Annotated in this window: 12 protein-coding genes and 2 riboswitches; all 12 genes read right to left on the bottom strand. The window is 54.7% G+C overall.

Features of this window, described 5'->3' with window-relative positions; genetic code table 11:
• Positions 1 to 54 precede the first annotated feature (54 nt).
• Positions 55 to 165, bottom strand: a riboswitch (glycine riboswitch).
• Positions 166 to 271, bottom strand: a riboswitch (glycine riboswitch).
• Between the two features lie 111 nt (positions 272 to 382).
• Positions 383 to 1,600 (bottom strand): MFS transporter, encoded by a 1,218-nt coding sequence (locus HF984_RS04855; protein WP_168614557.1) that lies wholly within the window; start codon positions 1,598 to 1,600, stop codon positions 383 to 385.
• A 42-nt stretch (positions 1,601 to 1,642) separates the two neighbouring features.
• Positions 1,643 to 2,449 carry a respiratory nitrate reductase subunit gamma gene (gene narI, locus HF984_RS04850; protein ID WP_168614556.1) on the bottom strand — a complete coding sequence of 269 codons (807 nt, stop codon included), beginning with the start codon at positions 2,447 to 2,449 and terminating at the stop codon, positions 1,643 to 1,645.
• 3 nt (positions 2,450 to 2,452) lie between these two features.
• Complete coding sequence (gene narJ, locus HF984_RS04845; RefSeq protein WP_168614555.1) at positions 2,453 to 3,208, bottom strand: nitrate reductase molybdenum cofactor assembly chaperone; 756 nt, start codon at positions 3,206 to 3,208, stop codon at positions 2,453 to 2,455.
• 5 nt (positions 3,209 to 3,213) lie between these two features.
• Positions 3,214 to 4,848, bottom strand: coding sequence for a nitrate reductase subunit beta (gene narH, locus HF984_RS04840; RefSeq protein ID WP_168614554.1), 1,635 nt, complete (start codon positions 4,846 to 4,848; stop codon positions 3,214 to 3,216).
• Entirely contained in the window at positions 4,848 to 8,570 is a 3,723-nt protein-coding gene (locus tag HF984_RS04835) for a nitrate reductase subunit alpha (protein ID WP_168614553.1), read from the bottom strand. The genes narH and HF984_RS04835 overlap by 1 nt, the downstream gene beginning before the upstream one ends.
• A gap of 76 nt (positions 8,571 to 8,646) precedes the next feature.
• A complete protein-coding gene (locus HF984_RS04830; protein ID WP_168614552.1) occupies positions 8,647 to 9,846 on the bottom strand; it encodes a ThiF family adenylyltransferase in 1,200 nt (399 codons plus the stop codon).
• Positions 9,843 to 10,322 carry a molybdenum cofactor biosynthesis protein MoaE gene (locus HF984_RS04825; RefSeq protein WP_168614551.1) on the bottom strand — a complete coding sequence of 160 codons (480 nt, stop codon included), beginning with the start codon at positions 10,320 to 10,322 and terminating at the stop codon, positions 9,843 to 9,845. Before HF984_RS04825 ends, HF984_RS04830 begins: the two co-directional genes overlap by 4 nt.
• Positions 10,312 to 10,797: a MogA/MoaB family molybdenum cofactor biosynthesis protein gene (locus HF984_RS04820; RefSeq protein ID WP_168614550.1), complete on the bottom strand. Its 486-nt coding sequence runs from the start codon at positions 10,795 to 10,797 to the stop codon at positions 10,312 to 10,314. The genes HF984_RS04825 and HF984_RS04820 overlap by 11 nt, the downstream gene beginning before the upstream one ends.
• Complete coding sequence (gene moaC, locus HF984_RS04815; protein ID WP_168614549.1) at positions 10,798 to 11,298, bottom strand: cyclic pyranopterin monophosphate synthase MoaC; 501 nt, start codon at positions 11,296 to 11,298, stop codon at positions 10,798 to 10,800.
• A 43-nt stretch (positions 11,299 to 11,341) separates the two neighbouring features.
• Positions 11,342 to 12,676 (bottom strand): molybdopterin molybdotransferase MoeA, encoded by a 1,335-nt coding sequence (locus HF984_RS04810; RefSeq protein ID WP_168614548.1) that lies wholly within the window; start codon positions 12,674 to 12,676, stop codon positions 11,342 to 11,344.
• The gene (locus tag HF984_RS04805; protein ID WP_228008221.1) at positions 12,673 to 13,431 is read right to left on the bottom strand and encodes an ABC transporter permease; all 759 of its coding nucleotides are present in this window, start codon (positions 13,429 to 13,431) and stop codon (positions 12,673 to 12,675) included. The genes HF984_RS04810 and HF984_RS04805 overlap by 4 nt, the downstream gene beginning before the upstream one ends.
• 69 nt (positions 13,432 to 13,500) lie before the next feature.
• Complete coding sequence (gene modA, locus HF984_RS04800) at positions 13,501 to 14,286, bottom strand: molybdate ABC transporter substrate-binding protein (RefSeq protein WP_168614546.1); 786 nt, start codon at positions 14,284 to 14,286, stop codon at positions 13,501 to 13,503.
• Positions 14,287 to 14,304 lie beyond the last annotated feature (18 nt).

Raw genomic sequence — 14,304 nt, 5'->3', positions numbered from 1 at the left:
AAAACTCCTGGTAAAAAGCGACACCGCGATGGCTCGCTCTAGTGTTTTAAGTGCCCTCCCCGCTCTGTCGTAGACCTGAGAGTTTTCACGTTTAAAGGTTTCCACGCAAAACCTATACGAACGCTTGCCCCTTCGGTGGAGGTGTTACGCCCCTCTCCAGAGTTGCCTGAGCTAGCGGTACCTTTGCCTGAGAGTTTCCCGGGGAGGGTTTGCTCCTTCGGCGCCGCGTCCCGGCCCTCACCGGTCGACGGTCTCTCCCGCATAGCAGTAGACAGCAAAATCACTACTAAGTGTGCCACACATAACACAAAAGCACCACCTGAGAGCAGATGCCTCAGATGGTGCTTTTAAGGGGGTATTAACCAGGACGCTAGTTTGAGAGTTAGCGAGCCTTAGGCTTGCTGCCGTTTTTGATGACCAAGGAAATCAGCAACGCCACGCCGGCGGTGATTGCCAGAGCAACCTGCGCCCAGAAATAGTGGCCATTAGCGCCGTAGACAGCACCCATAACCAGCGGAGGGAAGTATCCACCGAGACCACCTGCTGCAGAAACAAGACCGCCAACAGTACCGGTATCTTCTGGCTTAGCAGCGCGTCCAACCCAACCAAACACGGTACCGGTACCGAAACCGATAAAGACCGCCATGATGATGAACAAAGCGTAGTAAACAGCAGGTGATGCGAACTGCTGAGCAATCAGCAGTGAAAGCACAACAACCGCCGCGAACATAATCAAAGTAACAGGACGAGGGCCAAGCTTGTCAGCAGCTACACCACCAAATGGACGAGCAACCACAGCGCAGGTAGCGAACAAAGCCGCAAAGGTACCAGCCTGAACAGGATCAAAGTTGTAGACGTTACTCATGTAAGTCGGAATGTAGTTTGAGAACGCCACAAACGCACCAAAGATAACACCGTAGATAAAGCACAGTTCCCAGGTAGCAATATCCTTCATAGCGTGCTTGATCTTCGGCATAATCGGCTCAGCCTTCTTACCGCGAGTCTTCGGTGAGTCCTTCAAAAAGAACCACACAATCACAGCGTAAACCAGCGCGATAGCAGCGATAATCAGGTGAGTTTCAAAATAACCAAAAGCCTTAACCATGCGAGGGTTGCAGAAAGCTGCAACAGCGGTACCGATCATACCCATGCCGAAAATACCGGTCGCCAAACCCTTACGGTGAGGCTCATACCACGACGCCGAGAAAGGAATACCCACAGCAAAGATAGAACCGCCAATGCCCAAGAAGAAAACAGACACCAAAAGCAAGGGGTAATTACCAGTCTGACCGATCAAAGCGGTAATCAGCACCATGATAGAAGTCAGAACCAGCAAGCAGGTGAACATGATGCGTCCGCCGAACTTATCGGTCAGCGCACCCACAGGAATACGAGCCACAGCACCGACAATCACAGGCATAGCAATCAGGGCAGAAAGCTGACCGGGAGTAAGGTGGAAAGCCTCTTTGTAGTAAGACTTAGCCAACGGACCAATCATGGCCCAACCCCAGAAGCCAATCGTCGAGGCAAGCGTAGCCATAATGACGTTTTTGAGCTGACCCTTAAGCTGCGGGTCTCGCTCCATGGTTGTAGTACTCATTTTTCCTCTACTACGGGTGTGAGTGTGTCAATTAGATAAGAATTATTTCTTCATGCGGTGCAGATGCAGACCGCGACGCTGCTCTTCAGCGCTCTTATCAGAAAGCTTGGCAGCGGTAGCCATCGGTTCCCAGCCGCGACGAGGTGCTCGCGCGCCGCGTCCTTCATTACCGCGTGAACGGTACACAATGTAAGGACGGAAGAGGTAGTGGAACGGCGCGGTGAAAGCGTGTACCAAGCGGGTAAAAGGCCACAATGCAAAGAGCAAGAAAGCTACAACGATGTGCGCTTTGAACTCCATCGGTACGTTGCTCATCAAGCCCACATCAGGCTGGAAGGTAAACAGCGAACGGAACCACGGTGAGATATCGCCGCGGTAATTGTGGCCGTGATGTCCCTGGAAAGCGCTAATGACGGTGGTAGCCACACCAAGAACAATTGCGCCCATCAAGAAGATGTACATGATCTTATCGTTAGTAGTGGTCGCGCGGAACACCGTTGCGTTGGTTCGACGGCGGAAAATCATCACCGCAAGACCAACAATCACGGCAATACCAAACGGCAGACCGGCGATAATCGCGAACAAGTGATACATCTCGTTGGAAATTCCAACGGCGTCAGTCCAGCTCCACGGAATAACCAAACCGATAATATGACCGCCCAGCACACCCACTAGACCGTAGTGAAACAGCGGGGATGCGATGCGCAAAACCTTGGACTCATAAACCTGAGATGAGCGAGTGGTCCAGCCGAACTGATCGTACTTATAGCGCCAAATCGTGCCACCGATCAAAAGAACGATGGAGATGTACGGCAAAATCCCCCACAGTAAGTGGTCGAGGAAGTTCATCGGTTAGCTCCTGGCAGATGTAGGTGGTGTTGAAGGTTGAAGAAGAGGCAATAGCCTGGGGTCCGTTGGTTCAAGCCCCACGGTCTCGCTGGGTGGGTTAGGACGCGCCATCTTCTGAATCTCGGCAGAAGACTGCGGTGATTCTCCCGGTAACGAATCGCAGATGCACTGCACCAGCCCGTAGAACGCTAAAGAATCATCGCGCAACGCAAAACGCAAAAGCTCAAGCGAGGGACGGTATGCCTGAAGGGCTGCGCGGCCAGCACGGGAATCGACCAGGGCGGTGAATTCTAGAACCAGCGGCAGGTAATCGGGCAGCTCACCGTGCAAGTCGGTAACCATGCCCGAATCTCGGTACATCTTTTTGAAGCGAGTTAGAGCTTCACCGCGACGACGGGTATCGCCTTCGGTCCAGTACGACATATGGAAAGAATGACGGCGGGATAGGTCATATTCCTGCACGTACTGCCCCGCGATATCCTCAAGCGGAGCGGAATCGTACCAGCGCTGAACGTCCTCGATAGCATTGACCAGAGCATCATGGTTAACCTCGCGGGCTAACTCTAGAAACTCGGGAATAAATGATCGGATCTCTTCGCTGGGATAGCGCATGAGCACTGATGCGCTTTGATAGAGCACGCGCTCGGCATCGCTTGCCTCACCGTGGTCAGCGTCGAAAGGATCAGTGGACGCGGGTGCTGCGGACCCAGCTGAAGCTGAGTCCGCTTTGCCCAATAGTTTTGAGAAAAAACCAGCCACGAACGCTACGCCTTCTTTGAGCCGCTGGTGTTAGGGAACATCGCGTCGGGGCGGCTGTTGCCGTCCCACATGAAGATGTCGACCTTGCCGTCAGCGCGCGCGGTGTTTGCGTAGGATCCTGCTGAAACGGGTACGGGACGGTCGCCCATGCCGGTAAAGGCATCGTCGTACAGCATGCCGGGGCCGCCGTCGCCATCCAGCGAGCAACCGATTTCTTCGAGGTTGTGTGCTTCTTCCATGTGAGCCGAAGGAATCACGTAACGCTCGGAGTACTTTGAGATTGCCATGAGGCGGTACATCTCGTACATTTCTTCTCCGGTCATGCCCACAGCGTTAGCAATGGACTCATCACCCACGTTGCCCAAGGTGATATCACGCATGTACGAACGCATCGCAGCAAGCTTCTTGAGAACGTCAACAATGATGCCGGTATCGCCGGCAGTGAAGAGCTCAGCCAGGTACTCCACGGGAATACGCAGGGAGTCGATGGCGCCGAAGAGGTTATCCTTGGACTCACCGTCGTGACCCTGTTCCTTGAGTAGATCGATAATCGGTGACAGCGGCGGTACGTACCAAACCATGGGCATGGTGCGGTACTCGGGGTGCAACGGAAGCGCAATCTTCCAGACCTTCGCCAGCTTGTAGACAGGTGACTTCTGAGCCGCATCAATCCATGATGAAGGAATACCGCTCTTCTTCGCCTCGGCAATAACTGTCGGGTCAAAGGGGTCAAGCATCAAATCGAGCTGTGACTGGTAGAGGTCCTTCTCATCGGGTACGGACGCTGCTTCGGTAACCTTGTCAGCGTCGTACAAGAAGATACCGATGTAGCGCATACGACCAACACAGGTTTCAGCACATACGGTAGGAATACCGTGTTCGATACGGGGGTAGCAGAAGGTGCACTTCTCTGCTTTGCCGCTCTTGTGGTTGAAGTAAATCTTCTTGTAGGGGCAGCCGGTGATGCACTGGCGCCAACCGCGGCAACGATCCTGGTCGACGAGCACGATGCCGTCTTCTTCACGCTTGTAGATAGCACCTGAGGGGCAGGACGCCATGCAAGAGGGGTTCAGGCAGTGCTCGCAGATGCGCGGCAAGTAGAACATGAAGGTCTTTTCGAATTCGAACTTGATCTTCTCTTCTGACTCTGTGCGAATCTTCTCAACAATGGGATCCTGGTGACCGGTAGCATAGGTACCGCCCAAATCATCGTCCCAGTTTGCCGACCAGTCGATAGCGGTGTCTTCACCGGTAATCAAAGACTTAGGCTTTGCAACCGGAAAGTCATCGCCCAAAGGAGCGTTGGTCAGGTTCTCGTATTCGTAAGTCCACGGTTCGTAGTAGTCGCTCATTTCGGGCTGAACCGGGGACGCGAAAATGGTGAAGAGCTTCTTGAAGCGGTTACCGCCCTTGAGCTCCAGGCGACCACGTTTATTTAGCTCCCAGCCACCCTTCCAGCGCTCCTGGTCCTCGTAGCGCTTGGGGTAGCCAAGACCGGGACGGGTCTCAACATTGTTGAACCACACGTACTCGGTACCGGTACGGTTGGTCCACGCCTGCTTACAGGTGACTGAACAGGTGTGGCAACCAAGGCACTTATCCAGTGCCATGATCATAGAAACTTGAGCCATAACTCGCATTAGTAGGTTACCTCCTGCTTACGACGGCGAATGACTGAAACGATATCTCGCTGATTACCGGTGGGGCCCAAGTAGTTGAAGGCGTATGCCAAATGGGCGTAACCACCAATAAGGTGGGTGGGCTTAACCAGGATGCGGGTGACGGAGTTGTGAATACCGCCGCGCTTACCCGTGGTTTCGGACTTAGGAATGTCAACCAGGCGTTCCTGTGCGTGGTGCACATAGACGACGCCCTGCGGCAGACGGTGCGAAACGACCGCGCGTCCTACAAAGACACCGTTGTCGTTGATGCACTCAATCCAGTCGTTGTCCTTGACTCCGATGCGTTCTGCGTCCTGGGGTGAGATCCATGCGTGCGAACCACCGCGAGATAGTGCCAGCATGTACAGGTTGTCATGGTATGAGGAGTGGATGGACCACTTGTTGTGCGGGGTCATGTAGCGAACCGCGATAGTGACCTCGTCGGTCTGCTCCCCCAGAACAGGGGCACCAAAGAGCTGGTGCATATCCAGCGGCGGGCGGTAGGTCGGCATCTGCTCGCCCATTTCGCTCATCCAGTCGTGATCCAAAAAGAAGTGCATACGACCGGTGAGGGTATGGAAGGGCTTGAGCTGCTCGATGTTCAGGGTGAACGGTGCGTAGCGGCGACCGCCGGTTTCTGAACCTGACCACTCGGGTGAGGTGAACACGGGGCAGGGACGATCCTGCGTATCACGGAAGGTGATGCGCTTTTCTTCGTTGCCTTCTGCCAGGTGCACGAACTTCTTGCCAACGCGCTTTTCAAGCTGCTTGAAGCCTTCAATAGCAACGGGGCCGTTAGAGGTACCGGAGAGCGCCAAAATGGTATCAACCAGCTTCTCAACGGTGTCGAGAGCAGGAAGTCCCTGCCCCTTACCGGAGTTCATCACGCCGTGCTCTTCTGCCAGCTTCTTGAGCTGCGGGTTCACATCAACGGTCACAGCCTTGGTAGTGGTACCAAGCTTTGACATGAGCGGACCCACCGAGGTGTACATATCGTACAGAGCAGGGTAATCGCGCTCAACCACGGTAAAGATCGGCATGTTCTTGCCGGGGACGCCCTTGATGCCCTGGTTCTTCCAGTCAGGAGCGTGGCCACCGGGCTGAGCGATCTGACCGGGGGTATCGTGCTGCAACGGCACCGAAACAACGTCCTTGCGAGCGCCCAAGTGCTTTGCCGCCAGCTTTGAGAAGACGTATGCCAGTTCCTTGAAGGTCTGGTAGTCAGTCTTTGCCTCCCACGGCGGATCAATAGCCGGGGTGAAAGCGTGGATGTAGGGGTGCATATCGGTTGATGAGATATCGAATTTCTCGTACCAGGTTGCGGTCGGGAAGACGATGTCTGAGGACAGGGTTGATGAGGTCATGCGGAAGTCCGCGGTGACCAGCAGGTCCAGCTTGCCTTCGGGTGCGGTTTCGGTCCACTTGACTTCGCGCGGGTGTACGTCGGAGTCACCGTTGCCCAGCACATTGTTGTGGGTGCCGAGCAGGTGCTTGAGGAAGTACTCTTCGCCCTTAGCCGATGAGCCCAGAAGGTTATTGCGCCACAGCATGAGTGTGCGCGGCCAGTTGACGGGGTTGTCGACGTCTTCAACGGAGAATTCAAGATCGCCTGAGTTCAGGCGGTCTGCAACGTACGACGCGGGATTTTCAGCGGCACCGGCATCGACGGCAGCTGCCGCCTTGTCCGCCAAATCCAGCGAGTTCTCGGGGAACTGCGGGTAGAACGGCATCCAGCCCATGCGTGCGCTTCGGGCAACAATGTCTGCAGTGTGTACGCCCTTCAGCTCACCCTTCGCAAGCGGTGACTGAACGGAATCCGAGGAGTAACCGTCCTTGCGCCACTGGTCAGTGTGCATGAACCAGAAAGAGGTACCTGCCTGGGTGCGCGGAGGACGAATCCAGTCAAGTGCGTTCGCCATGTTAGCCCAACCAGTAATGGGGCGAGCCTTTTCCTGACCAACGTAGTGGGCCCAGCCACCACCGTTGCGGCCTTCGCAGCCACACATCATGAGCAGAGCGAGAATCGCGCGGTAGGTCGCGTCACCGTGATACCACTGGCAAACACCAGCACCGAGAATCACCATAGAACGACCCTTAGAGTCGATGGAGTTCTTCGCGAATTCGCGAGCTACGCGAATGACAGCTTCTGCCGGAACCGAGGTGATTTCTTCCTGCCATGCAGGGGTGTACTGAGCTTCAACATCGTCTAGACCCTTTGCCCAGTCACCGGGCAAGCCCGGGCGACCAACACTGTACTGCGCCAGCATCAAATCGAAGACAGTGGTGACTTCCATACCTTCGACGTTGATAGTGGGAACGCCGCGTGAAACAACGTAACCATCACCGTTCGGGGTATCGAAGGCAGGCATCTTGATTTCGGCTACGCCGGTAGCGCCACCGGGAACGTCGTTGATCGACAGAGCGGGCTTGATGCCGTTGAGGTCAAGATTCCACTTGCCCATGTCCTGCTCGTTGTAGCGGTGGCCCATGGTGCCGTTGGGAATGAAGACTTCGCCGTTATCGCGGTTAATCAAAGCGGTCTTGAAGTCCGCATCTGCCTGGCCCTCACCAATGGAAAGGTCGGATGCCTTCACAAACTTGTGAGGTACCTTTCCACCGTCTTCGCGGGTTTCAAGGCGAACCAAGAAGGGGAAGTCGGTGTAGGTGGTGACGTAGTCTTCAAAGAATTCAACGCGCTGATCGACAAAATTTTCCTTAAGAATGACGTGACCCATCGCCATTGCAAGTGCAGCGTCGGTACCGGGCTGAGCGGGAAGCCACTCATCGGCAAACTTGGTGTTATCAGCGTAGTCCGGTGACACGGTGACGACCTTGGTTCCGCGGTAGCGAACCTCTGCCATCCAGTGCGCATCGGGGGTACGGGTAACGGGGATGTTCGAGCCCCACATCATGAGGTAGGTTGCGTCCCACCAGTCGCCTGACTCACGAACGTCCGTCTGGTCACCAAATACCTGCGGTGATGCTACGGGAAGGTCAGCGTACCAGTCGTAGAAAGATGTCATGACGCCGCCGATGAGCTCAATGTAGCGAGCGCCGGATGCGTGTGATGCCATGGACTTTGCAGGAATCGGTGAGAAGCCGATGTTGCGGTCGGGGCCGTAGGTGCGGATGGTGTGAATTTGTGAGGCAGCTACGATTTCAAGAGCTTCGGTCCAGGTAGCGCGAACCAGACCGCCCTTGCCTCGTGCGCTGGTGTAGCGACGACGCTTTTCGGGGTCGGTCACGATGGATTCCCACGCATCGACGGGGTCGCCCAAACGCGCTTTAGCTTCGCGGTACATCTCCAGCAGGGGGCCACGAATGTAGGGGTACTTCACGCGGGTTGGTGAGTAGGTGTACCACGAGAATGCAGCGCCGCGGGGGCAACCGCGAGGCTCATATTCGGGGCGGTCAGGGCCAACTGTGGGATAGTCGGTTGCCTGAGCTTCCCAGGTAATCACACCGTCTTTGACGAATACCTGCCAGGAGCAGGAACCGGTGCAGTTAACGCCGTGGGTTGAGCGAACAACCTTGTCGTAGCTCCAACGGTCGCGGTAGAAAACATCGCCTTTTCGTCCACCTTTACGGTAGACGGTACGACTATCTTCTGATTCGTCCCATTTGGAGAAGAACTTGCCAAATTTGATGAGGCGGTCCGAGATCGGGCCGTCTGGTCCGGGTGCGTGGGAAGTCTGAGTCATACAGACCAGAATATAAATTATTCGGCATAAAAAATACCAAATAAAAATATGACCTAATTCATCAAAACTTTACGCTTCAAGCATTCTCAAACCAGGAGTTAATTCCACCCCGCAGGGAATAAAACTCGCCATCGGCAACCTCTGAGAGTAGGTGCGCAGCCTCTAGCGAGCGCACACCACCGGCACAGTAAACGAGTACTTGATTGCCACCATCCCCCAAATGGCGCGGAATATCGCCCTTGAGTGCACCTTTACCAGATAGCGAGCGAATTTCACTCAGCGCCCAGTGGTGAGAACCAGGGATACTCACAGCCTCATGTTCATGCAGTTCACGCACGTCCAACAGATAAACCGAGCCTTCTTCAAGCTCCTTTTTTACCTGCTCAAAGTCAACTTCGCGAACACCTTTTTCTCCACTGAGCACTGCGTCACTCTTTGAATTATGACTATTTATGACGCTTTCTCGCGACGTTTCTTCCGCATTATTTGCTTCCGATTCGGAAACCGTGATAGGAGTCGATTCTTTTTCTTGACCATCCGAGTCCCCAGCCAGCAAAGGAATGTATTCCCAGCGTCCTTCAAGACCGGAGTAATAACCAACTTCACCCATTAGGGGCGTACCAACACCGGTGAGCACCTTAAGGGTTTCAAGCGCCATAGAAGTACCCACCACACCGGCAAGCGCGCCGAGGACGCCAGCAGTCGCGCAGTTAGGAACAGAGCCGGGTTCCGGCGCTTGGGGATACAGGTCTTCATAGACAGGACCTCGCCCTGACCAGAACACGCTCATCTGAGCATCAAAACCAAGAATCGCGCCCCACACATGCGGAATCTGCAATTGTGCGCAGGCTGCCGAGGCAATATAACGCGTCTCAAAGTTGTCGCTACCGTCGAGCACAGCGTCCGCGCCGTCCAACAGCTCTGCCGCATTATTCTCGGTGAGGCGTTCTTTAAGGACGTTGATGCGCACGGTAGGGTTCAGCGAGCGCATTGCCAGTGCCGCAGACTCGGCCTTGGAGTTACCAGCGGATGCAAACGTGTGAATCACCTGGCGATGCAGATTAGAAATTTCGACGCTGTCATCGTCAATCACGGTAATGGTTCCCACACCAGCAGCCGCCAGGTACAAGAGAGCGGGCGCGCCCAATCCCCCGGCACCAATCACAGCTACGTGAGATTCTTTAGCCGCGTTCTGGGCTGATGCTCCCCACTCCGGCAGAATAAGCTGGCGACGGTACAGCTGAATTTCAATAGAACTGAAGTTTTCTACGCTCATGAGTCAATTCCTACCCACTCCACGTCTCCGCTTGTGAGTGTCTGTTCTTTCCAAATTGGTACTTCGGCTTTGATAGTGTCTGCGACTTTCTCGCAGACCTCAAAAGCTAGACCGCGATGGGCTGCAGCAACCATCACCGTCAAGGCGGATTCCCCGATGGGGATATCTGCAACGCGGTGCACTGCCAAGATTCGCACGCCGTCTACTTCACCTGCAATTTTGTGCGCCACCTGCGCGATGGCGTCTTTCGATGAAGGATGATCGGAATACGAAAGACCGCGCACCGACTCACCGTGATCGTGGTTGCGCACGATACCGTCAAAAATAACAAGGCCACCCATCGCATCCGTCATCACTTGCTCGCGCCATTGAGTGGAAAAAGGCTCGAGAGGTTCAGCGATGATATCGGTGTGCACCACCGCTGACTGCGCCGGCTCTGTTAAAGGATATTTTTCGAGGTGCGGATTAGTGATCATGGTAGTCCTCCATCTGACACAGGATATGACTCAAAATTGGTTCTAGAGTGTCTACACCGTCGCGCACTCCCCCGCGAGATCCGGGCAGGGTCATTACAAACGTCCTGCCGATAACTCCCGCGATGCCGCGTGAGAGAACCGCCGCCGGAGTATTCTGCAATCCACGCGCCCAAAATGCGTGCATAATCCCGGGTATTTCTTTATCCACGTACGTGCGGACAGCCTCAACGGTGCGGTCATCGGAGTTTAACCCGGTACCACCTGAGGTCAAGATGATAGTGGGCAGATTTCCGTCTTCGACCAGTTGAGTAAAGTAGGCAGGAAAGTCATTGTCGGTCACCACAACGGCATCGGGCGTTTCAAACCCCTGTTCACGAAGCCAGTTCACCGCAATAGGTCCTGACTTATCTTCGTAAATGCCTTTAGCTGCACGAGTGGACGCGACAATCACTAAAGCTGTGCCACGTGCCGTCATTTATTTACCCTCGCTTGCAGGTTTATCCGTCACTGACCAATCCCCCGATTTACCGCCCGATTTTTCGAGCACTCGGATTCCTTCTATGACTGCGTATTTATCAACCGCCTTAATCATGTCAAAGACAGTTAGTGCAGCGGTTGAGACGGCGGTCAGGGCTTCCATCTCCGCCCCCGTCACGCCGCGTGTTTTCACGGAAACTTCAACGCGAACGTAGTTATCACCGCGATCAAAGTCCACGGTAATCTTGCCCAGCGGTAAAGGGTGGCAGAGCGGAATAATCTCGGGCGTTTTCTTAGCACCCATAATCGCAGCAACACGTGCTACCGGCAGCGCGTCGCCCTTTGGCAAGTCTGCGTCAAAAATTTTCTCAATCACATCGGGACGCGTGTAGATAAAGCCCTCTGCAATTGCCGTGCGGGTGGTGACTGCTTTTTCTGTTACATCTACCATGTGAGCGCTACCGTCTTCACGAACATGGGTGAGGTTTTCCGAAGTCATCTTAGTCTTTCGTGAGGTCGTATGGGTTTGAGGTGAAGTAGTTTTAGTCCGGTAAATACCAGATACGCACCGCGTCCTTATTCTTGTACTCGCGGCCGGGTTCTAGTTCGATCAGGCAGTTCGATTCTGAGGCGGCATGCAAGAGGTGCGACCCCGCCCCACCCTTTATTTCAGCTGTGAGGACAGCGGCTCCATCGGGGAGGAAGCCCATCGTTGTGGTGCCGCGCCTGAACTGGGTTTTAGCATCCAGCCCTTTCACCGTATCAGTCGTAGAGAGCTGAGCCGTCACCGGCTGATCAGTGACTCCAAGAAAGTACACAGCGTTCAAGGCAACGCGGACCGCCCGTGTGTACGTCACCAGAGTGCTTACGGGATTACCCGGCAATGAGATGACAGGGATTCGTTGTTCGGTAAGCGACAGCACGCTTACACCTTGTGGCCCACCGGGCTGCTGGCTGATATGCCCAAACCAGCAGTCAGCCTCCCCTTTTTTCGCTAGGGCGTTGAGAGCGTTACGCACAACCTCATAGCGCCCAGCACTAATACCACCGCAGGTCACCACGAGATCCGGCGAATATGTTGCGCTATCGGTGGCGAGGATACCTTGGAATTCTTCTGCATCATCAGTGATGCGACGAGCCGTTACCTCAGTAATCTTGTCAGCAGCCAGCAGCCCGGTAAGAAGCGGCGCGTTCGCATCGTAAATTTTACCGGCCTGCAAAGAGTCAGAATCTGCCTGGACTTCTTCACCGCCGGTATACACCAGGACGCGAGGACGTCGGTGCACGAGAACCTCACCGATGCCCTGCCCCGCCAAAACGCCAAGATGAACAGCGCCAAGAACGGTACCTGCATCTACTAATCGAGTGCCGCGTCTAATGTCCTCGCCCGCGGTTCGTACAAAAGTGCCCGGCTCTACCTCGGGCAGGCGCACGCGTCCTCCTTCTGCAACAAATCCCTGGGCATCCACCTCAGAATCCACTGCTTGTGAGCGTTCCACCGGAACTACAGCGCTAAAGCCCTGAGGAATCGGTGCGCCGGTCATAATAGGGTGAACGGCGCGGGCGCAAACGTCAACAGAACCTTGAAAACCTGCGGGAATATCGTGCCCCACCGTAAACTCTCGCGCATCAGAGAGAGCATCTGCCGCGGTGAGAACATAACCGTCCATCTGAGAGTTATCAAAAGACGGTGAATCCAGTGCGGCATCAATGGGTTCAGCTAAAACCTGCCCTAAAGCGTCCGCAAGCGGCACACGATGCGGTGCAAGGAAGGCAACGCGTTGCAGTATGGCGGTAAGCCGTTGCGCATACTGTTGTGGAGACTCGTTGTGCGCAGAAAATAGTTCTGAAAAATTATCTTCAGCAGAAAGCATCATGCCCCCTTCTTGTGCACTATCAAGGTTAGTGCAAAAACCCCGATGAGTAAGAGGTAGATTGCGATCATGACCAGTGCGCTCCCCAGGGCACCTGCGCTGTCGCTTGAGGAGAGCATCAGCTCAATATTGAGCGGCAAGGTACGCGTTCTACCTTCTAGATTTCCAGCGAACATGAGTGTTGCACCGTATTCGCCCAGCGCTCGCGCAAAGCTCATCAAGGATGCGGTGGCTAGACCAAATCCGGTGACGGGCAGCAATACGCGGAAGGTAATATCATAGGCGTTTGCCCCTTCGGTGAGCGCAATTTCTTCGAACTCTACAGGTACGGTTCTTAGCACGTTGACGTAGGTTGCTACAAAAAAGGGCAAGGCAACAAAGACCTGTGCCAGCACCACGGCAATCGGTGTAAAGGTAACGGTGAAGCCCAACTCGTTGAGCCAGTGTCCGATGAGTCCTTTGCGCCCCCAAAAATAAACCAGCGCAAGTCCCGATACTACGGGCGACAGCACTACTGGCGCGTAGATGAGAGCGTACAGAGCGTTACTGATTGAACTCCAGCGGGTGCGCGGTAGCACCCGCGCCAGCACAATAGCGAGGGGCACACCAATAATCATGCACACGAGGGTGGAGGCAACCGCGGTTTTCACCGACAGCAACGCTGCCGCTTTCACCTGCGGGTTCGCCAGCAGTTCAGAAAGCTGACCCCACGGGATAGCTACCGCTAATCCCACGAAAGGGCCAACAGTCAAGCACACGCCAAGAAGCGCGGCGCCATAAAACCACCGCGGAACCAAGGAATGGGCATGTCTGAAATATGAAGACAATTACTGTGCCTTATCGAATCCGTATTTTTCCAAGACAGATTGGGCTTCAGCTGAATTGAGCCACTGCGCGAAATCCGTCGCTGCGCTGTTCGATTCGCCCTGCGAGGTCAGCGCCATCGGGTATTCATTAGGCGGAACATCAGCAAGTTCGATAACCCGTGCGTCTTTGATATTACGAGCATCGGTGGTGTAGACAAAACCGGCGTCCACCTCACCATTTGAAAGCTTTGTCGCAACTTTGCTGACGGAAATTTCTTCTGACCGGGTTGACACCGTCGCCCCTGCTTTATCAAGAGCAGTGGTAGCCAAGCGTCCGCACGGCACGTCAGAGGCGCAGATACCAGTCACGACATCCTCGCGCTGCAGGTCTTGAATGGACTGAATATTTTTAGGATTACCGGGAGCTGTGACCAAAACGAGCTGGTTAGTAGCAATAACCTCGGTATCCTTCTCCAGCGAATCCACCTCAGAATGTGCTTTTTCCATAGCTGCAGCATCCGCAGTAATCAGCACATCAGCGGGTGCACCATCCGCCAATTGGCGCACTAACGTTGAGCTACCCGCATAATTAATCTGCACATCGACGTTGTGGGTTTCTTCATATTTCTTCTCAAGCTCATCTCCAGCGGCATTAAGCGAGGCAGCAGCAAACACAATGATAGGCGCGGTAGAAGACGCTTCGCCGGGAGAATCGGCCTTTATCTGAGAGTCAGCCCCTTGTGAGCATCCCGCTAAGACTGCCCCTGAAATCGCGGCGGTAACGCCCAGTGCTACCTTTGTGTTCATAACAGACATTCCCTTTCG

This window comes from Rothia terrae (genome assembly GCF_012396615.1).
GTDB classification, from domain to species: Bacteria; Actinomycetota; Actinomycetes; order Actinomycetales; family Micrococcaceae; genus Rothia; species Rothia terrae.
The sequence above is the reverse complement of the archived record's forward strand: the minus strand, read 5'-3'. Positions and strand labels throughout refer to the sequence as shown.

Bases quoted from the DNA above. Each gene is read 5' to 3' on its own strand.
- HF984_RS04835 (WP_168614553.1), bottom strand. From the start codon at position 8,570: ATGACTCAGACTTCCCACGCACCCGGACCAGACGGCCCGATCTCGGAC.
- HF984_RS04820 (WP_168614550.1), bottom strand. From the start codon at position 10,797: ATGACGGCACGTGGCACAGCTTTAGTGATTGTCGCGTCCACTCGTGCA.
- narH (WP_168614554.1), bottom strand. From the start codon at position 4,848: ATGCGAGTTATGGCTCAAGTTTCTATGATCATGGCACTGGATAAGTGC.
- HF984_RS04810 (WP_168614548.1), bottom strand. From the start codon at position 12,676: ATGATGCTTTCTGCTGAAGATAATTTTTCAGAACTATTTTCTGCGCAC.
- HF984_RS04855 (WP_168614557.1), bottom strand. From the start codon at position 1,600: ATGAGTACTACAACCATGGAGCGAGACCCGCAGCTTAAGGGTCAGCTC.
- HF984_RS04830 (WP_168614552.1), bottom strand. From the start codon at position 9,846: ATGAGCGTAGAAAACTTCAGTTCTATTGAAATTCAGCTGTACCGTCGC.
- moaC (WP_168614549.1), bottom strand. From the start codon at position 11,298: ATGACTTCGGAAAACCTCACCCATGTTCGTGAAGACGGTAGCGCTCAC.
- narI (WP_168614556.1), bottom strand. From the start codon at position 2,449: ATGAACTTCCTCGACCACTTACTGTGGGGGATTTTGCCGTACATCTCC.
- modA (WP_168614546.1), bottom strand. From the start codon at position 14,286: ATGAACACAAAGGTAGCACTGGGCGTTACCGCCGCGATTTCAGGGGCA.
- HF984_RS04825 (WP_168614551.1), bottom strand. From the start codon at position 10,322: ATGATCACTAATCCGCACCTCGAAAAATATCCTTTAACAGAGCCGGCG.